The sequence below is a fragment of the Mucilaginibacter sp. genome (assembly GCF_041660805.1).
Taxonomy (GTDB): Bacteria; Bacteroidota; Bacteroidia; order Sphingobacteriales; family Sphingobacteriaceae; genus Mucilaginibacter.
This window is the reverse complement of sequence record NZ_JBAZVP010000032.1, coordinates 26,158-48,556: the sequence shown is the minus strand read 5'-3', so window position 1 is coordinate 48,556 and position 22,399 is coordinate 26,158. Positions and strand designations below refer to the sequence as shown.

The window sequence follows — 22,399 nt, the reverse complement described above, 5'->3', positions numbered from 1 at the left end:
ATCAGACAAAATTAGCTACACTATTAGTAATGATATAATGTGACTTACACTCAAAATTATAATTCCCTATACTTGGAGATAGTGATATTTTACCGTCTTTATGATTAACGGATAATTGCCAGCCATACCCCTCTTTTAGCGGGGTAACTGTTTTCTCACCACATCCGCATAAACAACGGTGAATTGCTGTTTTATAAGGCAAACTAATGTATATTATATCTTGCAACATTTCGTCGTACGGAGGCATTAAATCGACATATTTATGACTTATAATCACCTTTTTCAGAGTTTTCATATCAAAGCCCTCCGGTACTGATTAATAAGTATCTGCACATCGGTAGGTAAACCTGCCTGGTACATATCGCGGTTCTCATACAAATATGTTATCAGCTTGTAACAGGCATCAACCAGCGGGCAGGGAATATCAGCGGCGTCGGTGTAACCCACTGTAAGAGTGATAATGCTGTTCCACGGACACTTTATTTTCAGTTTGGTGGGCAATACGTATTTCTCGTATTTGGCCATGCTAAGGTCCTGATAGGTAACGCTTACTACGGTTATAGGGTAAAGCGCTATGGATTGTTCACACCTGCTGTTAGCAATAGTTTCTGTACGTTCATATAGCCGATAAGAGGTATAATTTTCCACCCAGTCTATCGAGGTTTTGATTAGCCGTTCGACTTCCTTTACCGCCTGTTCATCGTCGGGGTCTAACCCGAGCGACAGCCAGCTATCTACGTCGGTTACCGAAATTACATCTAAGTATGTCATGTATGTAAAGTTAAATAAAAAATGCAATGCTTTTCAGGGCATTGCATTTTAAACAATTAATTATGAAAAACCCCCTATTATGTAGTTGCGCCGGTAGAACCTTTAACGTAAGCATCGTCAAAGTAAATCGGTAAGGCATCACGGCCTTCCACGCGGAAGGTAACGATGTTCTTCTCGAAGTTGTCCTTGTTCTCGTATGAAACCTCTACGCGTGGGTCTTCGCGGATAAGCAATTGCGAGCCCATAAGCCAGTCACCTACTAAGAACTGGCGGTTGTCCAAAGGCATGCCGTTCATTTTGTAAACAGGAACCCCATTCAGATAAAGTACTCCATTTTGCATAGTAACAATACCTAAACCTGGTAAAGTGAACTCTTGCTGAGTACTTACCGTTACTGCTATAGCAGCCCAATCACGAGGACGCATAATGATACCGTCTGCATAGAACTCGTTTTCTTCCAATTGGCCTATGGCATCGATAACTTTCTCAACCAAGCGGGTTTTAGAACCATCGTAAGCTTCTGCAACTTGCAGAATACCTTCAAGTTGTGAACCAGTACCTAAACCAGAAAGGATCTGCTGATCTTCTTTGATAAGGAATTTCTCCAACAAGCGAGGTGCTAAAGTACCGCGTAAAGCAGCGATATCGTCCAAAGACTTACGACTGATATCCAGCACACCTGCAATGTATTGTGAAGGTGCTGTTTTCTCGATGTAGTCCAGGTCTAAAGCTGGTTTTTTACCGCTGTTTTCAGCCCACATATCCACGTCACCCTCTCCGCCTACTTCACGTAAATAATGGAAATCCGAAGTCGTCATACGACCGGTGTTCATTATATTACGCATGTGTATGCGACGATTAGGTATAGATATAATACCGGGGCGCAATTGCGCATTTGCCATGCTGATATCTGCGATACTGGAAATGCCCATAGTACCTACATCTTTCAATGTTAAAGTAACTTTGGCGTTCCTGTCAGTTTTTAACTGTTGCAATTCCTTGATCGTTTTTTCTTCACTCAAAGCATCGTTCAACGCTTCGTCAAAGAAACGGCCTTTCTTTTCATTTTCTTTTGCAGCAGCTTTAAAGCGATTAATTTCGGCCAAATTGGCTTCCATTTCAACTTTATACTGATCGCGTTCGTCTTTTATAACCTTAACTTCGCCTTTCAACTCGTCAAGTTCTGTTTTCAAAGGCTCAACCTCTGTTTTGGCAGCATCAGCACCTGCGGCTTTACCCGCCTCGGTACCCGCGTCCTGTGCAATTTTTGCTTCGTGTTTGGCTTTTTCGTCCTGGTATTTTTCCAGTTCGTACTCGCTCATTTTGGCAAGTTCCGCCGCAGATTTGTATTTAAACATTTTAAATAAAATAATGTGAATAATTTTTGTTAGTTATTTCGACTGCCTGCGGCGGGTCGGTTTTATCTTCTTCAAGCTGACTGGACTTAGCCGGGTCACTTATGATCTCTGAATATAATATAGGTGTTGCATCATTTGAACCAAACAATACAGCAGATCCTTCTTTTTCAATAGCGGCCTGTTCTACCAACCAGTAGTACCCGGCTTCTAAAACATCCTCTTTATTCGCAATATCCGGTAAGTATTTCCAGAAATTGCTATTTTCAGTTGCGAATTCCGAATCGCTGTCGTTCATGCAAAGCGTGAACTTAATGTAGCGCATGCGTACCGAATTTTGCAGGTCTTCCTTATCCGAAACAGCGGCAAGGAAATCCTTATTTGTTTTCTCCGTTAACTTTACGGCATATACCAGTGCCTGTGTGCTGCCGGTATAGGGCAAACCTAACTGCGCCCATGTAACAGTCTTAACAGAGGGATCAACGTCACGGGGAAAGGCTATAATTTTACCTATTTCCAGTTCGTGATTTATAATATAATACAGTTTGTTTTTCTGATCTTTCACAGAAACATCCCATATACCGTCCCAATGCACATCGCCGTGGCTGTCAAAGTACTTGGTAGTATTAATTACCGCATAAATAGTTGAGCCTATGCCTATTTGGGTATTATTACCTTCTACTTTTTGAGCATCCAGGTCCCGGAGCATTAAGGCAATAGGGTCTGAAAACTTAATAGCTGCTTTTTTAATGCCAATAATTTCTTCTTTGCGCTCTTTAAGAGCGACAAACATTTCCTTTTTAGTCGCGAAGTCCTGTTTTAGTTCTTTACAAAAAGGCATGTTTATTTGTTAAAAGGTTTATTACCCTGCTTTAGTTTTTTTTCAATGGCAGCTTTAACTTCGGGGTCAGAGGTCTTCTCTTTAAGCTTTTTTAGCTTATCCTCTTGTTCCTGGCTAATAGTTTTATCCTTCATTGTCCCAAAAATAGATAAACGAAAGAAAATAATTATTTTTTTATTATCAGTTGACTTTGATATATCAAATTGTATTGATATATTTGCCGTATGACATTACAAGAAGCTATTGCGGATATTACCAAAACACCTAAGTGGCATATCGGTAAAATGAAACAGTCTACCGCCAGTATGACGGTAAAAGCTATTAGGGCGGGGGACGCAAAACCGAAAACAATTAAAAACTTCATGTCCCTATTTGGCTACGAGGTAGAAAGGGAAATGTTGTGGAAAAAGAAATGACGTTAGCAGAACTTATATTGCTGTGTAAAATACCGGAAAATACCCCTTTTTTAGAAATTAATTCGTGGCTAAGATTGTACTATATTGCGAAAGATAACATGGGTGGTTTTAATTTTTAGGCCATTAAGATTATAGGTGTAGAAGTTAGCAATACAACTAATCTATGCGAACAAGCTTGGCTTCCCGAGCATTCTACCGCCGAAATATTTTTTGAAGGCGTGGCCCAATTCGATGGCGTACGGCATCTGTATATGGGTAAAGAAGAAAATGCTAACTACGGTTATCATTATTACCCTACTATAAAAGATTACACACAGTTTTTTGTTTGTTTAGAGGCGTTAGAAAATAAATTTTGTCAAGAATGAAAATCTGCATAGGTATTACAACAACGAAAAATCGTGAGAAACTATTCGCGGAAACCTTTGTACGGTTAGTTGAGAACACGCCGGTAAATGTTTCATACAAAGTATATCGCGATGATAAATATGAAGGCATTGCTATAGCGAAGAACAGATGCATGGCAAAGTGTATGGAGAATGCCCCGGATTTTATCGTGCTTTTAGACGATGATATCTACAGTTTGGATATCGATTGGGTTTATAAATACATCGAATCGGGCTTGAATCATGCGATGTATATATTTGATCGACCTGTAGTTACGCAGGAGAGTAATTATACTGAATACGCGTTGCCGCGTGGATGCATGTTATTCTTTACCCGACATTGCATTGAAACTGCCGGAGGCTTTGACGAGCGATTTATTAAGTGGGGATATGAGCATGCGGAGCTGTCTCAGCGTATTTACAACATGGGGCTTATACCCGCGCCTTTTATAGATATTTCTGATTCTAAAGGTTTATTCTATTCGCATGATGAACATGCTACCTGTAAGTCCAGTGTTGTAGATGCTGACCGGGTTACAGGTATTCGTCACAATAAACCGCTTTACGAAGCAAGTATATTAAACAATAAATTTATACCTTACAAATGACTATAAGTGTAATTTACCCGTCTCGGGGACGCCCCGAAATATTTAAGTCAACCCTTAAAAAATGGGTTGATGCGGCACGTAAACCTGAAAACATAGAGTGGATCGTGTCAATAGATCAAAATGATCCATGCCTTTCAGAATATGTTTCTTTTTATCAGAATAATGATTTACATCAGTTTTTCTTTTTAGAAATTAGCCGAAACCGTTCAGCGATTGATGCTATTAATAATGGGGCTTTAAGGGCTACAAACGAATTATTTGTAGTTATAAGTGATGATTTTTTACCTTTTGAAAACTGGGATTACGCCCTTTTAGGAGAATTACAGTATAAAGAAGATTTTATAGTTAAAACGGTAGATGGTTTACAGCCCACTCTTATGACCCTACCTATTATGGACAGAAAGTATTATGAGCGGTGTATTTATAGCGGGTACAACTATATTTATTTTCCAGAATATGATCACATGTTTTGCGATCAGGAGATGACTGCTGTAGGTCATATGTTGGGCAAAGTAATCACTTTAGATTTGACTTTCGAGCATGCCCATTACACTACTGGTAAATTTAAAAAGGATGCTGTTAGCGTTCGGAATGATAGTACCTGGGCGCAAGGTGAAAATCTATTCAACGAGCGGCTAAAAACTAATTTCGGCATTGCCGAGCCAGTTATACCTTATTCAGCTATAAAATGGAATTAAGACAGCCCGTTCTCAGCGTACTTATCGCTACAATGCCGAAGCGGCATTGGTATTTGATGGTGCTTTTAACATCGCTTACCTCTCAATTAAAGGATATTACTTTACCTGAACAGGTGCCGAGCAAAGAACCATCTTTGTGGGGTCCGGGAACAGCTTATAATCCTCCCGTTGAAATTCTTGTTGACGCTTCTATGGATTATAACATAGGTACTAAAAGGAATAAGTTGCTTGAACGGGCTACCGGTAAATATATCGTATTTGTGGACGATGATGACGAGGTTGCACCAAATTATCTTAAACAGATATGCTCAGCTACACTTCAGGATGCGGACTGTATAGGGATAAGTGGTTTAATAACTACAGACAGCAGAAATCACCGTCAGTGGCACATATCCAAAGAATACAGGTCATGGTATGAGCGGAACGGTGTATATTATCGCACTCCTAACCATATTAGTCCTGTTAAGCGGGAATTGGCTTTACAAGCGGGTTTCCCTGAGATATCTTTTGGCGAAGATCATGGATATTCAATGCGATTGCTCCCTTTATTGAAGTCGGAAGTAACTATACCTGGTAATCTTTATTTTTATAAATACATATCAAACAAATGAATGCAGAAATAAAAACGACTGTTGATTTTAAAGTGACTTTAGAATTAACAGAGAACGAAGCGAGAGCCTTAGAAGCTATTATTGGGTATGGGTGGAAACTTTTCGCCGAATTTTTTTATAAATCATTAGGCAGTCACTATTTAAAACCCTACGAAGAAGCTGCTAAAAATATCTTTGCCCAAAGGCAAAATATTAATTTTCAATTGTACAACATTGAAAAAGTAAGGGAAGCTATCAAATCTGTTAAACTTAATCCGGGATTAGAGTTCGAGGCTGATAAACGCGAAGCAAAACCGGAAGCATGAAAAAGTGTATTGTTAGTTTAGCTACAAAAAATTCGAGATACGTAGACGGTTTGGCCCGACTATCGAACAGTTTGCGGGATAACGCCTCGGGCATTGATTTTCTCGGCTTTATACATGAGCGTTCGGTGGGTGCGCCGTTACATACAGAAAATAATTATGCCTTCAAGGTGTATACTATTCAGAAGGCTATTGACGCTGGCTACACCGAAATACTTTGGCTCGACTGCTCGGTTTGGGCGGTTGCACCTATCCAGCCACTGTTTGATATAATATCCGAACAAGGTTATTGGTTCGAGGGCAATGGGTGCTGGTTAGGTGATTACACCAATGATGTAACTTTGGAATATTATGGTATAGACCGGGAAGTAGCTAAAGAAATTCCGATGATACAAAGCGGATTTATGGGTTTCGATACGCGAACTGTAAGTGGGAGTGAGCTGTGGAATGGTTTAAAATCTGCTTGTGAGTTAGGCTTATTTAACGGAGATTGGGCAAATCATCGCCACGACCAAAGTTGCCTAAGTGCCATACTATATAGCTATTTTGTTAAATTCAACCATCTGCCGGAATACGTCCAGTACGCCGGACTTTATGATAAACAATCAAACGATTCAATCATCCTGCGTTGTCAGGGTTTATAATTAAATTATGAAACCAATACATTTTAAAGACGTAAACAAGGTTTACGCAAAAGATCAACCCGAATACCAACCGCTGCCGGGACTATTCCTCGATGGCGACGAAAAAGGTGAATTTATAGCCTGTTGGGGCATGACTTGGAAAGAGCGGATAAAATGTCTGTTTACCGGTAAAGTATGGGTGTCACTTTATACTTTCCACAAGCCGCTTACGCCGTCCTATGTAACTGTTAACCGAAAAGAGGTTTACGGTCATACTGATGATCAACTAAGTTTCTGGGCCAAACTGAAAAGGAGATTTATTAAATGAAATACCATGGCCAAAATTTAGAAGATCAGTTTGTTCACCGCTACTTCGGTGATTACAAAGGTACTTTGCTCGATATAGGAGCGAACCGGGGTGACTATTTGAGCAATAGTTTAGCCTTAATTAACTTGGGGTGGGCAGGTCACCTAATCGAGCCTGCTTCAGTATTCGCAGATCTGCAAGCCTTACACGCCAACAACCCAAGAGTAAAATGCTACAACTACGGCATAGGTGAAAAGGAAGATACACTAACGTTCTATGAAAGCGGGGCGCATGTACCAGGTGGTACCGATAAAGCTTTGGTGTCATCTTTTGACCTGTCAGAGCTTGGCCGGTGGGAAGGTGTTAAGTTTGAGGAAAAGCAGATAAAAGTTGTACCCTTCGATATCTTTTGGCTGGAAGCGGGTTTACCAGTGTTTGACTTTATAAGTCTGGATGCAGAAAATTTCGACTGGTTGATATTACAGCAAATAGACTTGGTAGCCGTTGGATGTAAATGTTTGTGCATTGAGTGGAATAGTGATTACCAACTGTACCGCAAGTTCGTAGACTATTGCGCCGCTGCGAGGTTAACGTTAAAGGTTCAGAACGCGGAGAATTTAATTTTTGTAAAATAATGGAAGATAAAATAGAATTAATGCCGGTAGCCGAAGCTATCGCTTTAACAAACAAAAATGCCTTGTCTATAGAATCACTTGCTCGGGGAATAGAGAATGCTGCTAAGAACGGACAAAATTGCCAACGTTATTTTGATATGATGTTACCTTTTGATGTTATGCAACAAGTTATGGCGGCAGGTTACGCTTTGCGTCAGGAGCGCGGTTTAGCAGGAGAAAATATTATAGTTGTGTCATGGTAGATGTTCATTGGATACAACCCTACCGCACAGATAAGAACATCGGCAAGGCGATTAACGACGCGATAGTACAAATATGCGATCTGCCCGATGCGGGTACTCATTTTTTACAAGATGATGACTGGGTCGTATTAATGGATCATGATATCTTGTTTCTGCAGCCGGACACCAAAGCGCACATAATGGATATACTCGAAAATACAACTTTCGACATTTTAGGATGCATGACCAATCGCTTGGGAAGTGATATGCAGCTTGTGAAGGGCATGTTCGACGTAGATAGTATATCGACGCACATAGCGCAAGCGGAATACAGGTGGAGTGCTTACGGGGCTACTGTAGTAGCTACGGAGGTAGTCGCTGGTATGCTCATGTGCTTCAAGGTGTCTACCTGGCAGGCACTGGGAGGCTTTGACGAGAATAGAATCAACTTCGACTGGCTGTTCTGCAGCCGGGCGCCTAAGAAGCGACTGAGGGTCGGGATAATGGCGGGGATTTATATAATGCACTTGTACAGGTGGGGCAGTAAATATCCTGCTAATGATTATAAACACTTAGAAGTATGAAATTTGACATTATTTTCCACGGATTGAACGAAGACGATTTCGTTAAGGACAGGCGGTCGCTGGTCATTGAGTATGACAGACCGGGACGCAGTGAGCGGTTTTGGTTCTTATATAGTTACCCGTTAGACATGCTACAAGAACTCGGCGCCAAAGAACTGGCAAGCCGGATTTACTCCGTATTTAAGCAACACATCACAAGGCCCGCAAGCGAATAGGTTAGCTTGAACAATAAATTATGGATAAACAACAAAGAGATTATTCACAGGCTATGGACCTGTGGTTTCAGTCAATGGAAAAAGAACGTATTTCGTTAGAACGCGGTTTAGCGGACGATGCGGAAGAAGTTAAATTTGCGCAAGAAAGGCAAGCCCTTATCCGAAAACGGTTAGCCTTACATAAACGTCGTACAGAGAGCGGCAGGAGAACCTTTACCAAATGGTTAAACGATAATAATTTATCTTAAGTGTTCGGCCCTCTGTATCGCGCTGGCGGTTATGAGGGCCTTTTTAATTAGTGCCGGTTGAGCCACTGTTGTCGTTAGGTTGGGTTACGACCTTGCCATCGATGACGTCCTGAAGTCTGACCGTGTTGCGGTTGACGAATATTTCCGCCATACCATCCTGAGGACTTTCGCCAAAGCCAATAACCGCGCGTTTCTCGTTCGGGGTTAACCACGGCATTTTATCCAGCCACTCCGAAGTTTCCTTTGCATCACTGGCCAGTTCCGGCAGGGACGTGTAGTCCAGCACAATGATGTATTCCGCTGAGGCGGTATTGTACGGGGTACAGATAAACTCGGTCAGCGCCTGTTCGATCTTACGTATCCAGGGGTACACGGCATTATATATCAGCTGGCGGTTGGCTACAGGCAGGTTATTGTAGGTCGCTGTGTCTTGGTTGCGAAACTGCAGTGGCATATGGTAGCAGCGATATACGTCGTCCGCCTTTACATCGCCTGTTTTTAGCAACTCCATCTCCTGCGAGGACATGCCTATCTCGGTGTACTTCACCGCGACACTCAGGGGCACTGTACGGGACATTTGATCGTCCGAAGCGCGGGCTTCCTTTAAAGAATCACCTATTTGCCCGATCTGATCTTCGTTCCATGCATCTTCTTTATTCTCCGGGGTTAATAAAGCCATTTTACCGCCGTTTTTGACCTGTTTATCCGACTGACGGTCTACATTTTTGAGTATATCTAAGGAGTATGCATACGCTTTTAGCGGGGCCATACCGAACAATTGCTGCCCTGTGTTGGTAAATTTCAGGTTGCGGGTCTTCAAATGCTTGATCTGAGCGGCGGGAAAAGCGTCATTTTGCACGTATGAACGCATCTCATAGGAGGTAACAGGCCGCATTAAACCGCCTGATTTGATGTTCATTTCGCTTGGAATAGCCCATATTTCAGACCATTTCCGGTCTTTTATGGCGGTAGACGATCCATTTCCGTATAGGTAGGAGTTACCAGTTAAGAGTAGAAGACCTGCGATCATTTCCAGCACCTGATCCATATTATTCTCCGGATTAGGCTTTTTTAATAAGCGGTCAATAGCGGGAACGGATACTTCTTCCAGGGCTTTAGCCTTTGATATCGCGGCTTGCGCCTGTGTGTCCGGAGATTTAGAATAATTTAGGTATTTTTTATACTCTTTTTCGTCTTTGATGCGGTACGGAATGCGGGGGCATGCAATTATTTTGTTGACTATGAGATCTACGCATTCGTACACCGCTCCAACAGCCTCATAACCATCTTCCACATAGTCGAAAGAGTTAGCGTCGAGAATAATATTACCATCAAACAGATATTGGAACACGTTGCGGTTATAAAGAGACGTCAGGGCGCGGTTCAGGCCTGCATTTACCCGTTTATCGATCGTACCCTTGAATAAAGTGTCAAGTATTCCCATATACGCAAATATATAGGATTAATTTTGCATATAGCAAGAAAAAATTTTAGCAGAAAATTTTAGAAAGTAAGAAAGCGGATAACCGATTTAGTGCCCTTGCGGTTTAAAGTGTTAAGACTATCTTGAAACGAGGTTATTAAGGCGCGGTTAGCCTTATCATCGTAACAAATTTTTAAATCTCTAAGGCGGTCTTCTATTTGCTTGCGTGACCAGCGTTGTCTTATGGTTTCCATATTTAATTTAATATCACATATTGACGTTTACCGGCTATTAAAAAACAAAAAAAGGATATTTTATCCAATTAAGTTCCTCATTATGGTGTCCAATCGTATAATTTGTTTTCATACGTAATTATAAAGATTTTCTTGCTTATATGCAAGTAAAATTCTGTAGAAATTTAGGTGGCGGTCGCCCCGGCACCTGGCGGCTCCAAAGTTGTCCTTTTCGTTTTTAATAGGACACAAAAAACCCCGCCCTCAAACTAATGAAGCGGGGTAACTAATATTTTAATTTAGTTATTCAAGTGTTATAAGTTCATCTAATTCATACTCAATTGATTCCCATATCTGAGAATATGTAGCATCGTTATTAAATGCCCGGACTAATACCTCCATTTTATCTTCTTCAGATATTGAAATAGTAGTGCCGTTATCCTCGTTATATTCTTCTAATTTAGCCTCAACATCCCCTATCTGCCATAAGTTTGCAGTGTGATAACCACGGGCTTCAAGTTCGGTTTTAAGTTCTTCAGTTGTAAATTCTTTTAAAGTTTTCATAATATTAATTGTTTATAATCCTATCAATCTGTTAATTTCTTTGTTCCTGCTTAAAATGCCGCGTGGTGACTATAATGTCCAGTTGCAATGTTAATTACTGCCATTACAATGGCAATTAATACAGTTGCGCCTAATAAGATCATTGCAATATGTACGGGATTTTTAAGTAATGTTTTCATAATGATTAAAAGTTAATTGGTGTATAGAATTTGTTTAAGTCTTCAAATTGTAAGGCAGTATCGACAGCTACACTCATAGCGTTTAGCAAATCTTCGCTTTGCTCATTTACCTGGTAAACATTAGCTATGTTAATGTTATCAGTTAACTGCACTTTGCCAAAGCGCGAAGTAATAAAGTGAGTACCGTTTGTGATTATCTTTTTCATATTTTAAATATACAACTTAATTATACACGTGTCAAGTATTATTTTAAAATAGTTTCAATTGCCCGTGCCCTATCAACTATCCTTCGTGCTTCGTGTGTATTACAACTGGAAAGCTGCACTTTAAGCATATCATATTCGGCCTGTACCGTTGCTCTATCCTGTTGCACATACGTTTGCAATAACGGTTCTCCGTCCTTATAGAGCGGTATGCGCGTCCCGTCCTCAGCAATGGCATAGACAGGTAAGTCAATTAAAGGTAGTTTGTTTTGCAGCTGATAAGCGCGGGCGCGGGTTATGCCTTTCTGTTTGGCATAATCTTTTAAGGTTGTTAGTATCATATAGTTAAATTTAAAGTTTCGTATAACTCAATTACCTGGCCTTTAACATCTACTATGGTAGCGTAAACAAACATCTCATTTGGTTGTGCCTGCTTGTATGTTTGCCATCGTATTATTTCGCCGTCACTATGATACACAGTTCCTATACCGTCACAATAACTTGCATGCTGTGAAGTACCATGTTGGATAACTTCGCAATACACTTGCTTATCAGCAGGTGTAATTAACTCTATTAAATAATCCTGAGCTTCTATTTGAATATCCCCAATAGTTAAATCTCTATCAATTTCAAAACCATTTTCGACGGCTCTTTGAAGTTGATTAATAAATGCCTGGTCGTTACTGATTAATTTTTCCATTTTATTTAATTGTTAAGTGTGCTAAATTCTGTTTAATGCTATGTGACATAGCGGTGGCAAAGTATTTCGCCTGGTCAATTGTTAGGCCGGTTGCAATGGCTAATTTGTAATAATCAATTGGCTTCATACATGTATGTTTCGTCGTGTACTTGAAAATTAAACTGCCAGTTATCTGTTTCCAGCATTGTAACGGGTTCCCCGTTCTCACCTGTTAAGCTATAACCGTTATAAGTATTTTCAACCTGATCACCGTTATCATTGCTGCCATAAACATCTACGTTACCGGTTAAATAACCTGTTAACTCAAAACATTGTGTATCTGTATAACCACCTCTTACATCAGCGCCTCCGTGTATTTGCAGCAATACATAAGGTGTACCGTCATAAACAAATACACGGCATTGTAATACCTGGCTTAAATTATTTTCATAATTGTAGGTATTAAATTGATCCCCACGCCATTCTATTTGTTCGTTCCAATTTTCTAAAATTTCGTCACATTCACCTATCCAGTGAGCATCAATACCTTTCGCACGTTTACGTTTTAACATTGCGTTTACTTTAATAGCAAACGGATCTAAGTTTAACACTTGTGATAAGTAATGATAGGTTGATACAGTTATAAGCGGGGTATCGTCGCCCTCATAAAATTCAGCCTCAAAGTTTTTACCCTGGTTACGTTGCCACATACGGCCGTTATCAAAACCACTGTCTAAAAAGTGTTTGCCAGTGTTTTCTGTTAACATTGAAATTAACAATTTTTTGGTCGGAGTTAAGTTTGAAGTTTTCATAATGATTTGTTTTAATTGTTTAACACTACAAATATAAACAAAGTTTTACATATGTCAATAGTAAATGCAAAATAATTTCAATTTATTTTTGCTTGTACGTAAATGATAAGAAATATCAATAACAACTAAACAAACCGCCTATGTAAATTCAATTACTTAAACCGCCCTATATACGTACCACGCACCCGCACACGTATAGGCTCATACGCATACGAGGCTATCACCAACCGGCAATAACCTCGTATAACAAATCTAGTCATATAACAAATCCTGGCCGCTTTAGCGCCAGACGGTCATATAACAAATCTGGTCGTATAACAATCCTTAGATAATATGCTTCCAGCCTGTTAGTGCGCTCCTAACTGTACTCATTTTTATTTTATATTTTTCGGCCAGTTCACGTTGTTTCAAACCTGCGGCCCAATCAGCGCGGATATTCCTTACCTGGTCCTCGGTTAATACTGCGGTAGGACTACGTTCGCCCCGGTGGCGGTTAGCTACCTGATGCCCTTTCTCAAAGCCTCTATGCAAGCCCTTATCTACAGCATGCCTGCAGTTTTCACCGCGAGTAACCCATTCAAGGTTCTCCGCGCGGTTATCTGTCTTGATACCGTTTATGTGGTTTACTTCTGATTTGTTGTCGGGATTATCTACAAAATATGTAGCCACTAAGCGGTGAGGCATGACTGTTTTTTCACCTTCCATAGTATAGAATACTACCTTCAAATACCCATTGCGACAAGGGTGTGGTTTTAGTATAGCGGTATCGCTTTTATAGAAGGAAGCTACTCTGCCTAAATTAGATACCGCGTACTTGCCGCCAGTATTTGTAACCAACGCCCAATGTTCGCCTAGCTCTGTTAAATCTTTTAATTGTTTCATATCCAAATATACAAATTAATATCTGTATATGGTATGCTACTATGCGCTTTTTTTCTTCCAGCCTACAATTATTTGACGGGCAGGTTTACCTAAATGCCTAAAAATAGCTTGCGCCAAAGCATCTGCTAAATCCTGTTTTGGCCCTTTAGGGAAACGTAGTATCCCCTGGTCCTTGTCGTTATAAATCTTGTCCAGTATTGATGCTCTTACATAAACCTGTTTCCGCTCCGCAATAGGTGTAGCAGTTAAAGCCCTAACCATTTTATCGCCGTTAACCTGCACCTCCTCTGCGGGATGCCCGGCATTAACTAAAACCTGCTTCGCTGACTTGCCGCTGGCCTTTGCTTCCACATAATGCGGGAACGGAAAGCCGTACATGATCGTGTTAACTAAATCTGGGAACTCCTGGTGAAACCATGCAACTCGGTCTATGTACATAATATTACCTATCCTGCCGCTTACAACGGCGGCACTGGCCGCATTACTGGTATCGCTGGTATAACTTGTGTCCCAATCAGTCCCATAGCCTGTCATCTGCTCAGGTGATGGCATATCTTTATCAGCCACCGGTACGAACCATTGCTGCCAGATTCCGCCGCCTTTAGGCGTAGGGTTCTGGTCCATCTGCCCAGCATAGCCATAACTGCCCAATTGTATACGTGCAGCGTCCAGCACCTCGTCATCCAGGCGGACGGGGTCAAGAAATCCGTTGATGTATTTATCTGCTAACTTAGGCGGATATACGTCGCCATCTCCGCCTATCTTAGCGGGCAGGCATATCCATTTGAGTTTAAACCCTTCTTCCTGCCACTTGCGGATCCAGTCCCCGGCGGGGTCTTTTTCGTGCAACCGCTGCATTACTATTATAGTAAGCGTTATTTTCTTATCTACCTTACGCGTGGAAAGCGTGGTGTTGATGAAGTCCGTTGCTTCTTCCAGTTGTGATTCTGAGTTAACCTGTTTAGTGTTTACAGGGTCATCTATGATGATCAGGTGAAAGTGGATACCTACGATCGTACCGCCCGTAGAGGTCGCGTAACGCTCTCCCCCGGCAGTGTTGATGTAGTGGCCCTTATTATTGTTATCATCACGTATTTTGACCTCGGGGAAGTACAGGCGGTATTTATCCGACTGAATGATGTCGCGGCTTTTCATGGCCAGGCCCATTGAAAGATCACCGGAATAAGAGCCGGTACCGATCCGCAGTGTTGCGTCTACTGTCCATAGCCAGGCAGGCGCCATTACGCTTAATATGGTTGATTTGGTTGTGCCTGGTGGTACGTTAAGCAAAATGTCATGGAGTTTGGGTTCGCGGTTCTTTGCGGGGGCTAAATAGCGTTCCGTTTCAAACCACTCCCAACGTTCAGGCAGTTTGCATATCCGCATGAGGTCCGTCTGGATCTCGTCGCATATCATTTCAATGTGCCAATTCCACACCGGGTCTTCCGGGATAAGTACTGACCAGAACTCCTGCACGAATTTGAACAGGCGGCGGCGACATAGTTCGGCCTTAACTTTCGATAGGCTTATTTGAGGCGGCATCTTCTAAAGCTTTAAGAATTTCATCGGATAACAAGTGGGTGTCAACGGTTTCGGTAGTTACGCGGGCGGTCGTCTCTGTTTTCTCGGCCAGTCCGTTAAGTCGCTGAGTTATAGAGGCATTGTAGATGCCAACCATACCTCCTTTTATCTGATCAGCGCGGATTTTTCGCCTTATATAATCGCAGAGAGCTACGAAATCTTCGTATCGGCCCTCACGATTGCTAAAATAATGCCCTAAACTAATAGGCCCGCCGTTCTCCGCAACATAGTCTTCAAAACCGTCTAAAGATAAAGGCTGCTCTTTTTTACGGAACACTTCAGTAGCATCTTTACCCACAAAGTCCTGAACCTCAACGGGGTTATCTTTAACCCACTTCACATAATTAGCAAAATGTTGTGCAAGCAGTTCGGGGGATAACAATTTAGGTACCCCGCTAATACTTCTATCCATCCAATACGTGTTCCCTTTTGGTGCTGGCATAAGAAAATCCCTCTTTTTTCTTTCAAATATATTGTATTTTATCTAAAAACACCACTTTTTTAAATTTTGTAACCAGTTGTAACCACCTTGTAACCAGTAATGTTACCACTTAAAATGCTGATACTCAATTACGTTACCAGTGTAACCGCCTTTTTCCCTATATTCTATTAGCATATTTTAAAATTATATTTTTACAAACCTTAAAAATTACCTATTTTACATTGCTAATATTAAATATCTCTACACGTTAATAGAAATAAACTGGTTACACTGGTAACAACATTGATAATCAATAACTTACACTGGTTACAAACTGGTTACATACTGGTTACAAAACCGCTCAACTGGTTACAAAATAAATTTGCATCTAATCATTCTTGATAGTATATTTGCAAACACACGATTAATTATGGTTCAGGAAACAGCACAATTAAAGCAAACCGCCCTCGACGAAATACTCGCCAACGCCCGGTTACAAACCAAACTCCAACTCGCTTTTGGTAAATCATACTTCTCCATAAGGCGGTGGGCACAAACCGGTAACGTCATCCTGACAACGGTGACCGCCCTGCAAATAATCTCAGAAGAAACAGGTATACCACAAAACGAATTAATAGGTGAGTAATTTAGCTTCCGTTTGGCCGGAGGTAAAGTACCTTCTGTCCGACAACATTTCACTGATACCGGTACGTGATAAGGATGAAACGGACGACAAGGGCAATTTCCGACCCGCTAAGACGCCTTTCACTGCATGGACTACACAACAGTCCACCTGCATGACTGAAAGCCAGCTGTGGTCATCTATGGACAGGCATCACACCATGGCCGTAGCCATCGTCTGCGGTAAAGTCTCCGGTGGTATAGAGGTGATCGACGTGGACGTAAAATACAAACCCGGCGTTGACGCGCACCTGCTTAAAGACATCCAAACGCTGTACCCCGACCTGTACGCCAAACTGCGTATACATCGCACCCCGTCTAAAGGATGTCACCTGATCTACCGCATAACTGATCATGAGGTGCCAGGCAACGTTAAACTGGCCGGGAGGGCGGCTACGGAGGAAGAAATACAACAGCAAATAGCCGCCGGACGTAAACGCGTGAACAAGGAAATGAACTTTTTGGAAACGCGCGGCGAAGGGGGCTACATATTAGCCCCTCCCAGTATGGACTACGCTATCATTCAGGACAACCCTATCCCTACCCTTACATGGGAAGAACGGTCGAGCCTGATAGCCCTGTGCCATACCTACACGGAGATCATAAAACCGCCTGTACAGGCCAAGCCGACTCGTACGCAGGAAGACCAGTACTCTACCAACCCGTTCGAAGACTATAACATGAACGGCGACCTGATAACCCTACTGGAAGAAAATGACTGGCAGCTGCTATCCGAGAACTCCGACAGGTATATGTTCACCCGACCCGGTAAAGACCAGGGGGTAAGCGCCACATGGCATAAAGAGAACCGCTGCTTCTATGTGTTCACCAGCTCTACCGAATTTGAGCCGGGGCGAGGGTATAACCCGTCTACGGTAATGGCCATGCTAATGTTCAAGAACGATAAAACGCAAACGTATAAACATCTTACGCATAACGGGTTTGGCATATTTAAGCCTTACGTAGAGGAAAATATTGTCCGCAGATGTGTGTTATCATCCAAAGACCTGCCTAATAATGTGTCACCGGCAGCTAAGGAGAAATACGAAACGCTGAAAGAGCAGTACCAGAGCGAACTACCATTCGGTAGGTTCTGGGAGTTTAACTTAAAATCAGAATCGTTCCAGATCAGCCGCGAAGATCTGTATCGCGTGGCGCACGAGATAGGCTACCGCCTGCATAATAAAACGCAGATCATTCGCATCAACGGGCAGCTTTTAGAAAAACAGAACGACAAAGACTTTTACAACGCCATAAAGAAATACATCTGGGAGGAAGATGCCCAAACGTACACACAGATATGTAACTCGTTCGAGGCATTCATACAGAAATCAGGCAACTTCACTATTACCCGCCTGCAGGATATTGACCCGAACACTGTACTAAAGGACGGACCCACTTACTCATATAAATATTTCAGCAATGGGGTGTTGGAAATAACCGCTACATCAACCGACCTGTTGCCATACGATAACTTTGAGCAGTATGTATGGGCGCATAACATAAAACCACGGGAGTGGGATGCTAAGGTACCACTGCGTAACCTGTACGCGGATTACCTCGAAAATGCGATAGGTATTACCCCGTACCTTAAAAAAGTGATCGGTTACCTGGCGCATGATTACAAATCGGAATCATCCGCTTACCTGATTACGCTAACCGAAAAAGTGATCGACCCTAAAGACGGAGGTGGGAGTGGTAAAAACATATTTGGCAATATTCTGTCTGGTACAACCACCGTTAAAACGGTGCCGGGGTCATCTGTAAAGTTTGATGACAAGTTCTTTGCGGCGTGGAACCGGGAACGTATATATTTCCTGGCCGATATACCTAAAAAAATAGACTGGCTGTTCCTTAAAGAAATGGTAGGTGGTGTAGGGTATGTTAATAAGAAATTTGTGGCTGAGTACGATGTACCGACGGAAGAAATGCCGAAGCTGCTGCTAAATACCAACTATTCGTATGATGACGTGGACGGAGGCTTAAAGCGCCGCATCCGCCAGTTGGAGTTCACCAATTATTATACGCTTAACGGTGGTGTAGATACCGTACACGGTAAAATGTTCCCGGGCGAATTTACCGCTTACGACTGGATGGGGTACGACCACTTTATCGTACAAAGCCTGCAGGAGTTATTCCGCAGCAATGGTAAGATCGAGCTGATACCGCTGTCGCAGGAGGGCTGGACGAAGAAATTTAATATCAAGCACCACGAAACTACACTTGAATTTATACAGGACAATATTGAGCAATGGTGCGAAACAGGTTTTGTCCCAAACCACGACTTTAAGGAACAGTACTCCGCCTTTGCGCATGAGAACAGCATCCCGCCTAAATACCGCAAGGAAGCCGCGAACCTGACCGCAGCGCTTAAAGAGTATTGCCAGCACTACGAGATCCGTCTGGACGCTAACAAGGTCAAACGCACCGTGGATGGGCCAGTTAAAGGTAAAGAGTTTGGAGATTTTACACCTAACGAGATATATTAATTATGAAAAAATTTAACGAAAAAGATGAAACTAAAATGTTTAATGTTTTAGTAAATAATTTTGGGTACCCCGAGGTAGAAGCAGAGCAAAAAGCTAAAGATATAATAAATATACTAAACGGAGAACCCTCCTGTTTTACGCTAACAGATAAAGCATTACCCGAGCTCGGTGAACTATCAGACCCCTCTCAGCCTTACTACATCATAAGGGTTCAGAATTATGGTGAACACCGTGCTATGTACTTACGGGACGCGAACGGTGAATCAGGATGGTATAGTAGTTACATAGCTAAAATAGTAGCGCCTGTTTTGTCGTGGAGGAAAAGCCTGTGAAAACCCGCAAACACCCACTGCCCGATAACCATACCGGCGTAGCCGAGATAGATGGCGACGACGTGATACTTTACATCGAGCGTAACCACCTCGTGTTCTTTGGCTTATTTACCAAACGAATTTTGGTTTGGGGAAAGGAAAGATTTAGACGAGGCGAAACTAATTATGATAAAGAGATAGAAGGAACTGTTTTTATAGGCGGATACTCAATACCGCGTATCTACACTATCAAGTATCGCAACATCGAAACGTTCAACATCCGCGCCGAGCTGGACCGGATGTACAGCGAATATGCCGCCGAAAAGAAACGCCGTGACGAGTGGAATAAAAAATTAAATAATTTTACTTGCATATAAGAAATATAAGTTTTACATTTGTTATGTCAATACAGACAAACAAAACTTAGCAGTTATGAAAAATAATAAACTTATAGCGGCCTTTTTAAATACGTCAAATACAAATAACTATCATAGTGATTTTAATGCACTGATGATCGCCATTGAAAAGATAGAAGGTACTTCGGTTAATGGCTACACGTGGACAACGACAGAAGATAAAACACCTGTAGAATTCCAATTTACAGTTGAAATATCAGGTGCTCAATGTATGGTTTGCAGAGATGTTTCGCCTCAATATTATGGTACCGAGATAGATTTTTTAAAATTGTATGACTGTCGTAATAAGTCAAAAATAGATGCGATGTATTTAGCAGTTGTTAGTTTTATAAAATGGTACAACCGCCAAACTAAACTTAAATGCTTTAATAACCCAAACCATTTAAATTAAAGAACCTGTTTTACCTGCTAAGTTTTGCAGGCTACCAACCCCGCCCGTTTCGATTGGCAGGGATTTGGCGGTATAAACAATTAATATTATGAAATCAAGACTCTTTAACATCGCATGGGCTGTACGTAAACAGTTCAGCAGTTTCTCAGAGGCATTAGCATTCGCCTGGAAAACTGTAAAACTTCAAATCCAACTTTGCCTGGGCGTTGTTACGTTCCGGTACAAGAAAGTGTCAGACGGTAGCATCCGTACAGCCACCGGGACTAACGACCACGGTCAGCAGCTTAAAGGCTCCGACCGCGCAAAGAACTACGGGATACTTACGTATTTCGACACCGAGGCAAACGGGTTCAGATCTTGCCAAATCCAAAACATTTTGTTTTAAAAATATGATTACGTACGAAAATTTAATAGCCTTAGGTTTTAAAGATCCCGCGAATAATGGCATGGGATGTAGAATTTCAATAAGCGCCAATCATGAAATAGCCTACTATGTAATAGGAAATGACATCCGTTATCAAACTAAAGGAAGTGGGTTTACTCAAATATTACATTGCAAAAATTTAGAAGATATCAAAACGATTTATAGAATACTAACCGATAAAGCATTATGAAAATCACAGTAACAATAAATGGCAAGCCTACACAGATAGAGCTTACAGCCGACCAGGTAGCTAAAATTAAAAACCAAACAGTTACAGAAAGAATAAAAACTTTCGAAGATGCCTGTATAGATTTGGGCATTTCTTTAGATTTAGAAGAAATTGAAACTAATTTGATTAACACGGACGTTGGGAATTACGCTTGTATAGCGTTTATTAAATTACAGATCATTGCTAAAGCATTAAATGAAGGCTGGAAAGCAGATTGGAACAACAGCAGCCAATACAAATACTATCCTTGGTTTAAATCTGACGGTAAAAGCGGTTTCTCGTTCGACGTCTACGACTGCGGTGGCTCGGGTTCGGGCGTTGGCTCCCGCCTCTGCTACCGTACTAAAGAATTGGCCGAATACGCCGGAAAGCAGTTCGAAGCTTTGTACTCTGAGTATTTAAGTTATGATAACGAATAGCCCGGCAGAGCATATCGCGCTCAATCCAAAGCGACAAAATAAACCGGTCCTTTACTGGCAAGCTTTAAAAGACCGCCAAGTGATCGACGAGAACAATTCAGTAGCCCTGCTTAGGTTTAAGTGGTCGGCTGATAAAACAATAACCTTTAAAGCAGTAAGATAATGAGAACAGTTGATTTTGATAATTTAGTAGATAGCGAAGCTACCCTTTACCTTTGTATGGATAACAACAGTTTTCAGTTAGGGAGTGTAGTATTTGAAGTTATAGAAGATGAATCGGATGGATATCGCTCTGCTATGAGCGAAGTCACCATAGTGAATACATCCGCTAAAACAGATAATCCTTTAGATACTGTAAAGATACATAAAGCGGATGACTGCTACCTGTTAACTTCTACCATAACCGGGCATGTGTGGTTACAATTTGGCACTGACTATTCAGATAGCTACTACCCTTGTTTTGTTTTTGCTTGGGAAGCTTACGATGATAGTAAATTTTATGAAACGCTTAAAAGTAAAATAAAGTGAAAATCATATTATTCTTCGGATCCGAAAAAGGATTTGAGCGGTTCGAGTATGAAAACTTGATAGTAACTGGCTTAAAGTTCCGACTGTGCAGCAGGTTTGATCAATGCCGAGGCGTGGAGTTTCATGGGTATATTGTTCACTACACCGCCAGTAAAGAACTTCGCCGAGATATACAATGGAACGTAGAAGAACTGGATTATCGCGTAAGGAAATTTAACAAGTTAAAATAATGGATAGCTTAAAACAAACAATAGAGGTAGATATAAAATTAATACCTCAGAAGATAGCCGAATTATTTTGTTCAATGGATGCAGATGAACAGGCTATATTCTTTAACACTATAGCCGCAGATGTGGAAACCTGGCCCGCTTGTAATTTCGATTTGCAAATGCAATATATTTCGGATAGCACCCTCTTAACAGAAAATGGCAGGAAGATAATGAAAACCATAGGCCAGTATGCCGAGGAACAACACCCATAAGCAGAAGCGGCAACGCGCAAGCCAAACGCATTGCGTTTACTGCGAAAGGAAGCTTTACGACACCGGGCCGCAGCGGCGTACGATAGACCACTTCTACCCACTTGATATGAGCAAAGACTTGAATAGGTACTGGAATAAGCTGATCGTATGCTTCAGGTGTAACCAGCTAAAAGGCAACAAGCATCCGCTCGGACTGGTTAAGTAAATTGAAAAAAGCTTGGGCAAAGCAGGCCAC

General features: G+C 41.6%; 39 protein-coding genes. 23 read left to right on the top strand and 16 right to left on the bottom strand.

The annotated features are described in order from the left end of the window. Position 1: 1 nt before the first annotated feature. The 5 genes from WC743_RS24285 to WC743_RS24265 all read right to left on the bottom strand — a co-directional run bounded on the left by WC743_RS24285 (position 2) and on the right by WC743_RS24265 (position 3,101). The gene (locus tag WC743_RS24285) at positions 2-295 is read right to left on the bottom strand and encodes a DUF6527 family protein (RefSeq protein ID WP_373016143.1); all 294 of its coding nucleotides are present in this window, start codon (positions 293-295) and stop codon (positions 2-4) included. After that, the gene (locus tag WC743_RS24280) at positions 292-771 is read right to left on the bottom strand and encodes a head-tail connector protein (protein WP_373016142.1); all 480 of its coding nucleotides are present in this window, start codon (positions 769-771) and stop codon (positions 292-294) included. Before WC743_RS24280 ends, WC743_RS24285 begins: the two co-directional genes overlap by 4 nt. 77 nt (positions 772-848) lie before the next feature. Further along, positions 849-2,129 (bottom strand): phage major capsid protein, encoded by a 1,281-nt coding sequence (locus tag WC743_RS24275; RefSeq protein ID WP_373016141.1) that lies wholly within the window; start codon positions 2,127-2,129, stop codon positions 849-851. Position 2,130: 1 nt separating this feature from the next. Continuing rightward, a complete protein-coding gene (locus WC743_RS24270) occupies positions 2,131-2,967 on the bottom strand; it encodes a hypothetical protein (protein WP_373016140.1) in 837 nt (278 codons plus the stop codon). Positions 2,968-2,969: 2 nt separating this feature from the next. Then, complete coding sequence (locus tag WC743_RS24265; RefSeq protein WP_373016139.1) at positions 2,970-3,101, bottom strand: hypothetical protein; 132 nt, start codon at positions 3,099-3,101, stop codon at positions 2,970-2,972. A gap of 90 nt (positions 3,102-3,191) precedes the next feature. Here WC743_RS24265 and WC743_RS24260 point away from each other — a divergent pair, with 90 nt between their 5' ends. The 11 genes from WC743_RS24260 (at position 3,192) to WC743_RS24210 (ending at position 8,818) form a co-directional block, all read left to right on the top strand. Continuing rightward, the gene (locus tag WC743_RS24260; RefSeq protein WP_373016138.1) at positions 3,192-3,383 is read left to right on the top strand and encodes a hypothetical protein; all 192 of its coding nucleotides are present in this window, start codon (positions 3,192-3,194) and stop codon (positions 3,381-3,383) included. 361 nt (positions 3,384-3,744) lie between these two features. Beyond that, the gene (locus WC743_RS24255) at positions 3,745-4,374 is read left to right on the top strand and encodes a glycosyltransferase family 2 protein (RefSeq protein WP_373016137.1); all 630 of its coding nucleotides are present in this window, start codon (positions 3,745-3,747) and stop codon (positions 4,372-4,374) included. Next, positions 4,371-5,072, top strand: coding sequence for a glycosyltransferase (locus WC743_RS24250; RefSeq protein WP_373016136.1), 702 nt, complete (start codon positions 4,371-4,373; stop codon positions 5,070-5,072). The genes WC743_RS24255 and WC743_RS24250 overlap by 4 nt, the downstream gene beginning before the upstream one ends. Further along, entirely contained in the window at positions 5,063-5,683 is a 621-nt protein-coding gene (locus tag WC743_RS24245) for a glycosyltransferase (RefSeq protein ID WP_373016135.1), read from the top strand. Before WC743_RS24250 ends, WC743_RS24245 begins: the two co-directional genes overlap by 10 nt. Next, positions 5,680-5,988: a hypothetical protein gene (locus WC743_RS24240; protein WP_373016134.1), complete on the top strand. Its 309-nt coding sequence runs from the start codon at positions 5,680-5,682 to the stop codon at positions 5,986-5,988. Before WC743_RS24245 ends, WC743_RS24240 begins: the two co-directional genes overlap by 4 nt. Next, positions 5,985-6,629 carry a hypothetical protein gene (locus WC743_RS24235; RefSeq protein WP_373016133.1) on the top strand — a complete coding sequence of 215 codons (645 nt, stop codon included), beginning with the start codon at positions 5,985-5,987 and terminating at the stop codon, positions 6,627-6,629. The genes WC743_RS24240 and WC743_RS24235 overlap by 4 nt, the downstream gene beginning before the upstream one ends. Before the next feature lie 7 nt (positions 6,630-6,636). Then, positions 6,637-6,936, top strand: a complete 300-nt coding sequence (locus WC743_RS24230) for a hypothetical protein (RefSeq protein ID WP_373016132.1) — start codon at positions 6,637-6,639, stop codon at positions 6,934-6,936. Beyond that, on the top strand, positions 6,933-7,550 hold the full coding sequence (locus WC743_RS24225) for an FkbM family methyltransferase (protein ID WP_373016131.1): 618 nt from the start codon (positions 6,933-6,935) through the stop codon (positions 7,548-7,550). Before WC743_RS24230 ends, WC743_RS24225 begins: the two co-directional genes overlap by 4 nt. Then, positions 7,550-7,792, top strand: coding sequence for a hypothetical protein (locus WC743_RS24220; RefSeq protein WP_373016130.1), 243 nt, complete (start codon positions 7,550-7,552; stop codon positions 7,790-7,792). The genes WC743_RS24225 and WC743_RS24220 overlap by 1 nt, the downstream gene beginning before the upstream one ends. Further along, the gene (locus tag WC743_RS24215; RefSeq protein ID WP_373016129.1) at positions 7,786-8,355 is read left to right on the top strand and encodes a hypothetical protein; all 570 of its coding nucleotides are present in this window, start codon (positions 7,786-7,788) and stop codon (positions 8,353-8,355) included. Before WC743_RS24220 ends, WC743_RS24215 begins: the two co-directional genes overlap by 7 nt. Positions 8,356-8,590: 235 nt before the next feature. After that, positions 8,591-8,818 carry a hypothetical protein gene (locus tag WC743_RS24210; protein WP_373016128.1) on the top strand — a complete coding sequence of 76 codons (228 nt, stop codon included), beginning with the start codon at positions 8,591-8,593 and terminating at the stop codon, positions 8,816-8,818. Positions 8,819-8,861: 43 nt separating this feature from the next. Here WC743_RS24210 and WC743_RS24205 read toward each other — a convergent pair whose 3' ends face one another. The 11 genes from WC743_RS24205 to WC743_RS24155 form a co-directional block, all read right to left on the bottom strand. Beyond that, positions 8,862-10,262 (bottom strand): phage portal protein, encoded by a 1,401-nt coding sequence (locus WC743_RS24205; RefSeq protein ID WP_373016127.1) that lies wholly within the window; start codon positions 10,260-10,262, stop codon positions 8,862-8,864. A gap of 59 nt (positions 10,263-10,321) precedes the next feature. Beyond that, positions 10,322-10,495, bottom strand: coding sequence for a hypothetical protein (locus tag WC743_RS24200; RefSeq protein WP_373016126.1), 174 nt, complete (start codon positions 10,493-10,495; stop codon positions 10,322-10,324). 282 nt (positions 10,496-10,777) lie between these two features. Further along, positions 10,778-11,038 carry a hypothetical protein gene (locus tag WC743_RS24195; RefSeq protein ID WP_373016125.1) on the bottom strand — a complete coding sequence of 87 codons (261 nt, stop codon included), beginning with the start codon at positions 11,036-11,038 and terminating at the stop codon, positions 10,778-10,780. 50 nt (positions 11,039-11,088) lie between these two features. Continuing rightward, entirely contained in the window at positions 11,089-11,217 is a 129-nt protein-coding gene (locus WC743_RS24190; RefSeq protein WP_373016124.1) for a hypothetical protein, read from the bottom strand. Positions 11,218-11,222: 5 nt separating this feature from the next. Beyond that, positions 11,223-11,423: a hypothetical protein gene (locus tag WC743_RS24185; RefSeq protein ID WP_373016123.1), complete on the bottom strand. Its 201-nt coding sequence runs from the start codon at positions 11,421-11,423 to the stop codon at positions 11,223-11,225. Between the two features lie 38 nt (positions 11,424-11,461). Next, positions 11,462-11,761: a hypothetical protein gene (locus tag WC743_RS24180; RefSeq protein WP_373016122.1), complete on the bottom strand. Its 300-nt coding sequence runs from the start codon at positions 11,759-11,761 to the stop codon at positions 11,462-11,464. Beyond that, the gene (locus WC743_RS24175) at positions 11,758-12,120 is read right to left on the bottom strand and encodes a hypothetical protein (RefSeq protein ID WP_373016121.1); all 363 of its coding nucleotides are present in this window, start codon (positions 12,118-12,120) and stop codon (positions 11,758-11,760) included. The genes WC743_RS24180 and WC743_RS24175 overlap by 4 nt, the downstream gene beginning before the upstream one ends. A gap of 113 nt (positions 12,121-12,233) precedes the next feature. Further along, positions 12,234-12,911, bottom strand: a complete 678-nt coding sequence (locus WC743_RS24170) for a hypothetical protein (protein WP_373016120.1) — start codon at positions 12,909-12,911, stop codon at positions 12,234-12,236. 324 nt (positions 12,912-13,235) lie between these two features. After that, positions 13,236-13,793, bottom strand: coding sequence for an HNH endonuclease (locus WC743_RS24165; protein WP_373016119.1), 558 nt, complete (start codon positions 13,791-13,793; stop codon positions 13,236-13,238). A 39-nt stretch (positions 13,794-13,832) separates the two neighbouring features. Then, a complete protein-coding gene (locus WC743_RS24160; protein ID WP_373016118.1) occupies positions 13,833-15,335 on the bottom strand; it encodes a hypothetical protein in 1,503 nt (500 codons plus the stop codon). Then, positions 15,304-15,816 (bottom strand): terminase small subunit, encoded by a 513-nt coding sequence (locus WC743_RS24155; protein WP_373016117.1) that lies wholly within the window; start codon positions 15,814-15,816, stop codon positions 15,304-15,306. Before WC743_RS24155 ends, WC743_RS24160 begins: the two co-directional genes overlap by 32 nt. 409 nt (positions 15,817-16,225) lie before the next feature. On the opposite strand from WC743_RS24155, the gene WC743_RS24150 reads away from it, so the two are divergent. From WC743_RS24150 to WC743_RS24095, 12 genes are all read left to right on the top strand, one after another. Beyond that, positions 16,226-16,441 (top strand): hypothetical protein, encoded by a 216-nt coding sequence (locus WC743_RS24150; protein WP_373016116.1) that lies wholly within the window; start codon positions 16,226-16,228, stop codon positions 16,439-16,441. Further along, complete coding sequence (locus tag WC743_RS24145; RefSeq protein ID WP_373016115.1) at positions 16,434-18,965, top strand: bifunctional DNA primase/polymerase; 2,532 nt, start codon at positions 16,434-16,436, stop codon at positions 18,963-18,965. The genes WC743_RS24150 and WC743_RS24145 overlap by 8 nt, the downstream gene beginning before the upstream one ends. A 2-nt stretch (positions 18,966-18,967) precedes the next feature. Then, on the top strand, positions 18,968-19,297 hold the full coding sequence (locus tag WC743_RS24140) for a hypothetical protein (protein ID WP_373016114.1): 330 nt from the start codon (positions 18,968-18,970) through the stop codon (positions 19,295-19,297). Next, positions 19,294-19,653, top strand: coding sequence for a hypothetical protein (locus WC743_RS24135; RefSeq protein ID WP_373016113.1), 360 nt, complete (start codon positions 19,294-19,296; stop codon positions 19,651-19,653). Before WC743_RS24140 ends, WC743_RS24135 begins: the two co-directional genes overlap by 4 nt. A gap of 55 nt (positions 19,654-19,708) precedes the next feature. Further along, on the top strand, positions 19,709-20,083 hold the full coding sequence (locus WC743_RS24130) for a hypothetical protein (protein ID WP_373016112.1): 375 nt from the start codon (positions 19,709-19,711) through the stop codon (positions 20,081-20,083). A gap of 88 nt (positions 20,084-20,171) precedes the next feature. Beyond that, on the top strand, positions 20,172-20,468 hold the full coding sequence (locus WC743_RS24125; RefSeq protein ID WP_373016111.1) for an SH3 beta-barrel fold-containing protein: 297 nt from the start codon (positions 20,172-20,174) through the stop codon (positions 20,466-20,468). 4 nt (positions 20,469-20,472) lie between these two features. After that, positions 20,473-20,697 (top strand): hypothetical protein, encoded by a 225-nt coding sequence (locus tag WC743_RS24120; protein ID WP_373016110.1) that lies wholly within the window; start codon positions 20,473-20,475, stop codon positions 20,695-20,697. Further along, on the top strand, positions 20,694-21,155 hold the full coding sequence (locus WC743_RS24115; protein WP_373016109.1) for a hypothetical protein: 462 nt from the start codon (positions 20,694-20,696) through the stop codon (positions 21,153-21,155). Before WC743_RS24120 ends, WC743_RS24115 begins: the two co-directional genes overlap by 4 nt. After that, positions 21,142-21,318: a hypothetical protein gene (locus WC743_RS24110; protein WP_373016108.1), complete on the top strand. Its 177-nt coding sequence runs from the start codon at positions 21,142-21,144 to the stop codon at positions 21,316-21,318. The genes WC743_RS24115 and WC743_RS24110 overlap by 14 nt, the downstream gene beginning before the upstream one ends. Next, the gene (locus tag WC743_RS24105; protein WP_373016107.1) at positions 21,318-21,683 is read left to right on the top strand and encodes a hypothetical protein; all 366 of its coding nucleotides are present in this window, start codon (positions 21,318-21,320) and stop codon (positions 21,681-21,683) included. The genes WC743_RS24110 and WC743_RS24105 overlap by 1 nt, the downstream gene beginning before the upstream one ends. A gap of 229 nt (positions 21,684-21,912) precedes the next feature. Continuing rightward, positions 21,913-22,164 carry a hypothetical protein gene (locus WC743_RS24100; protein ID WP_373016106.1) on the top strand — a complete coding sequence of 84 codons (252 nt, stop codon included), beginning with the start codon at positions 21,913-21,915 and terminating at the stop codon, positions 22,162-22,164. After that, positions 22,142-22,369 (top strand): HNH endonuclease domain-containing protein, encoded by a 228-nt coding sequence (locus WC743_RS24095; RefSeq protein WP_373016105.1) that lies wholly within the window; start codon positions 22,142-22,144, stop codon positions 22,367-22,369. The genes WC743_RS24100 and WC743_RS24095 overlap by 23 nt, the downstream gene beginning before the upstream one ends. Positions 22,370-22,399: the final 30 nt, after the last annotated feature.

What these genes read in the sequence shown, in the direction of transcription:
- WC743_RS24125 (WP_373016111.1), top strand. Translation starts at nt 20,172, where the DNA reads ATGAAATCAAGACTCTTTAACATCGCATGGGCTGTACGTAAACAGTTC.
- WC743_RS24165 (WP_373016119.1), bottom strand. Translation starts at nt 13,793, where the DNA reads ATGAAACAATTAAAAGATTTAACAGAGCTAGGCGAACATTGGGCGTTG.
- WC743_RS24265 (WP_373016139.1), bottom strand. Translation starts at nt 3,101, where the DNA reads ATGAAGGATAAAACTATTAGCCAGGAACAAGAGGATAAGCTAAAAAAG.
- WC743_RS24220 (WP_373016130.1), top strand. Translation starts at nt 7,550, where the DNA reads ATGGAAGATAAAATAGAATTAATGCCGGTAGCCGAAGCTATCGCTTTA.
- WC743_RS24160 (WP_373016118.1), bottom strand. Translation starts at nt 15,335, where the DNA reads ATGCCGCCTCAAATAAGCCTATCGAAAGTTAAGGCCGAACTATGTCGC.
- WC743_RS24155 (WP_373016117.1), bottom strand. Translation starts at nt 15,816, where the DNA reads ATGCCAGCACCAAAAGGGAACACGTATTGGATGGATAGAAGTATTAGC.
- WC743_RS24275 (WP_373016141.1), bottom strand. Translation starts at nt 2,129, where the DNA reads ATGTTTAAATACAAATCTGCGGCGGAACTTGCCAAAATGAGCGAGTAC.
- WC743_RS24210 (WP_373016128.1), top strand. Translation starts at nt 8,591, where the DNA reads ATGGATAAACAACAAAGAGATTATTCACAGGCTATGGACCTGTGGTTT.
- WC743_RS24190 (WP_373016124.1), bottom strand. Translation starts at nt 11,217, where the DNA reads ATGAAAACATTACTTAAAAATCCCGTACATATTGCAATGATCTTATTA.
- WC743_RS24100 (WP_373016106.1), top strand. Translation starts at nt 21,913, where the DNA reads ATGGATAGCTTAAAACAAACAATAGAGGTAGATATAAAATTAATACCT.
- WC743_RS24260 (WP_373016138.1), top strand. Translation starts at nt 3,192, where the DNA reads ATGACATTACAAGAAGCTATTGCGGATATTACCAAAACACCTAAGTGG.
- WC743_RS24130 (WP_373016112.1), top strand. Translation starts at nt 19,709, where the DNA reads ATGAAAAATAATAAACTTATAGCGGCCTTTTTAAATACGTCAAATACA.
- WC743_RS24225 (WP_373016131.1), top strand. Translation starts at nt 6,933, where the DNA reads ATGAAATACCATGGCCAAAATTTAGAAGATCAGTTTGTTCACCGCTAC.
- WC743_RS24170 (WP_373016120.1), bottom strand. Translation starts at nt 12,911, where the DNA reads ATGAAAACTTCAAACTTAACTCCGACCAAAAAATTGTTAATTTCAATG.
- WC743_RS24215 (WP_373016129.1), top strand. Translation starts at nt 7,786, where the DNA reads ATGGTAGATGTTCATTGGATACAACCCTACCGCACAGATAAGAACATC.
- WC743_RS24205 (WP_373016127.1), bottom strand. Translation starts at nt 10,262, where the DNA reads ATGGGAATACTTGACACTTTATTCAAGGGTACGATCGATAAACGGGTA.
- WC743_RS24175 (WP_373016121.1), bottom strand. Translation starts at nt 12,120, where the DNA reads ATGGAAAAATTAATCAGTAACGACCAGGCATTTATTAATCAACTTCAA.
- WC743_RS24180 (WP_373016122.1), bottom strand. Translation starts at nt 11,761, where the DNA reads ATGATACTAACAACCTTAAAAGATTATGCCAAACAGAAAGGCATAACC.
- WC743_RS24235 (WP_373016133.1), top strand. Translation starts at nt 5,985, where the DNA reads ATGAAAAAGTGTATTGTTAGTTTAGCTACAAAAAATTCGAGATACGTA.
- WC743_RS24115 (WP_373016109.1), top strand. Translation starts at nt 20,694, where the DNA reads ATGAAAATCACAGTAACAATAAATGGCAAGCCTACACAGATAGAGCTT.
- WC743_RS24240 (WP_373016134.1), top strand. Translation starts at nt 5,680, where the DNA reads ATGAATGCAGAAATAAAAACGACTGTTGATTTTAAAGTGACTTTAGAA.
- WC743_RS24120 (WP_373016110.1), top strand. Translation starts at nt 20,473, where the DNA reads ATGATTACGTACGAAAATTTAATAGCCTTAGGTTTTAAAGATCCCGCG.
- WC743_RS24245 (WP_373016135.1), top strand. Translation starts at nt 5,063, where the DNA reads ATGGAATTAAGACAGCCCGTTCTCAGCGTACTTATCGCTACAATGCCG.
- WC743_RS24195 (WP_373016125.1), bottom strand. Translation starts at nt 11,038, where the DNA reads ATGAAAACTTTAAAAGAATTTACAACTGAAGAACTTAAAACCGAACTT.
- WC743_RS24230 (WP_373016132.1), top strand. Translation starts at nt 6,637, where the DNA reads ATGAAACCAATACATTTTAAAGACGTAAACAAGGTTTACGCAAAAGAT.
- WC743_RS24110 (WP_373016108.1), top strand. Translation starts at nt 21,142, where the DNA reads ATGATAACGAATAGCCCGGCAGAGCATATCGCGCTCAATCCAAAGCGA.
- WC743_RS24285 (WP_373016143.1), bottom strand. Translation starts at nt 295, where the DNA reads ATGAAAACTCTGAAAAAGGTGATTATAAGTCATAAATATGTCGATTTA.
- WC743_RS24150 (WP_373016116.1), top strand. Translation starts at nt 16,226, where the DNA reads ATGGTTCAGGAAACAGCACAATTAAAGCAAACCGCCCTCGACGAAATA.
- WC743_RS24200 (WP_373016126.1), bottom strand. Translation starts at nt 10,495, where the DNA reads ATGGAAACCATAAGACAACGCTGGTCACGCAAGCAAATAGAAGACCGC.
- WC743_RS24250 (WP_373016136.1), top strand. Translation starts at nt 4,371, where the DNA reads ATGACTATAAGTGTAATTTACCCGTCTCGGGGACGCCCCGAAATATTT.
- WC743_RS24140 (WP_373016114.1), top strand. Translation starts at nt 18,968, where the DNA reads ATGAAAAAATTTAACGAAAAAGATGAAACTAAAATGTTTAATGTTTTA.
- WC743_RS24270 (WP_373016140.1), bottom strand. Translation starts at nt 2,967, where the DNA reads ATGCCTTTTTGTAAAGAACTAAAACAGGACTTCGCGACTAAAAAGGAA.
- WC743_RS24095 (WP_373016105.1), top strand. Translation starts at nt 22,142, where the DNA reads ATGCCGAGGAACAACACCCATAAGCAGAAGCGGCAACGCGCAAGCCAA.
- WC743_RS24255 (WP_373016137.1), top strand. Translation starts at nt 3,745, where the DNA reads ATGAAAATCTGCATAGGTATTACAACAACGAAAAATCGTGAGAAACTA.
- WC743_RS24280 (WP_373016142.1), bottom strand. Translation starts at nt 771, where the DNA reads ATGACATACTTAGATGTAATTTCGGTAACCGACGTAGATAGCTGGCTG.
- WC743_RS24185 (WP_373016123.1), bottom strand. Translation starts at nt 11,423, where the DNA reads ATGAAAAAGATAATCACAAACGGTACTCACTTTATTACTTCGCGCTTT.
- WC743_RS24105 (WP_373016107.1), top strand. Translation starts at nt 21,318, where the DNA reads ATGAGAACAGTTGATTTTGATAATTTAGTAGATAGCGAAGCTACCCTT.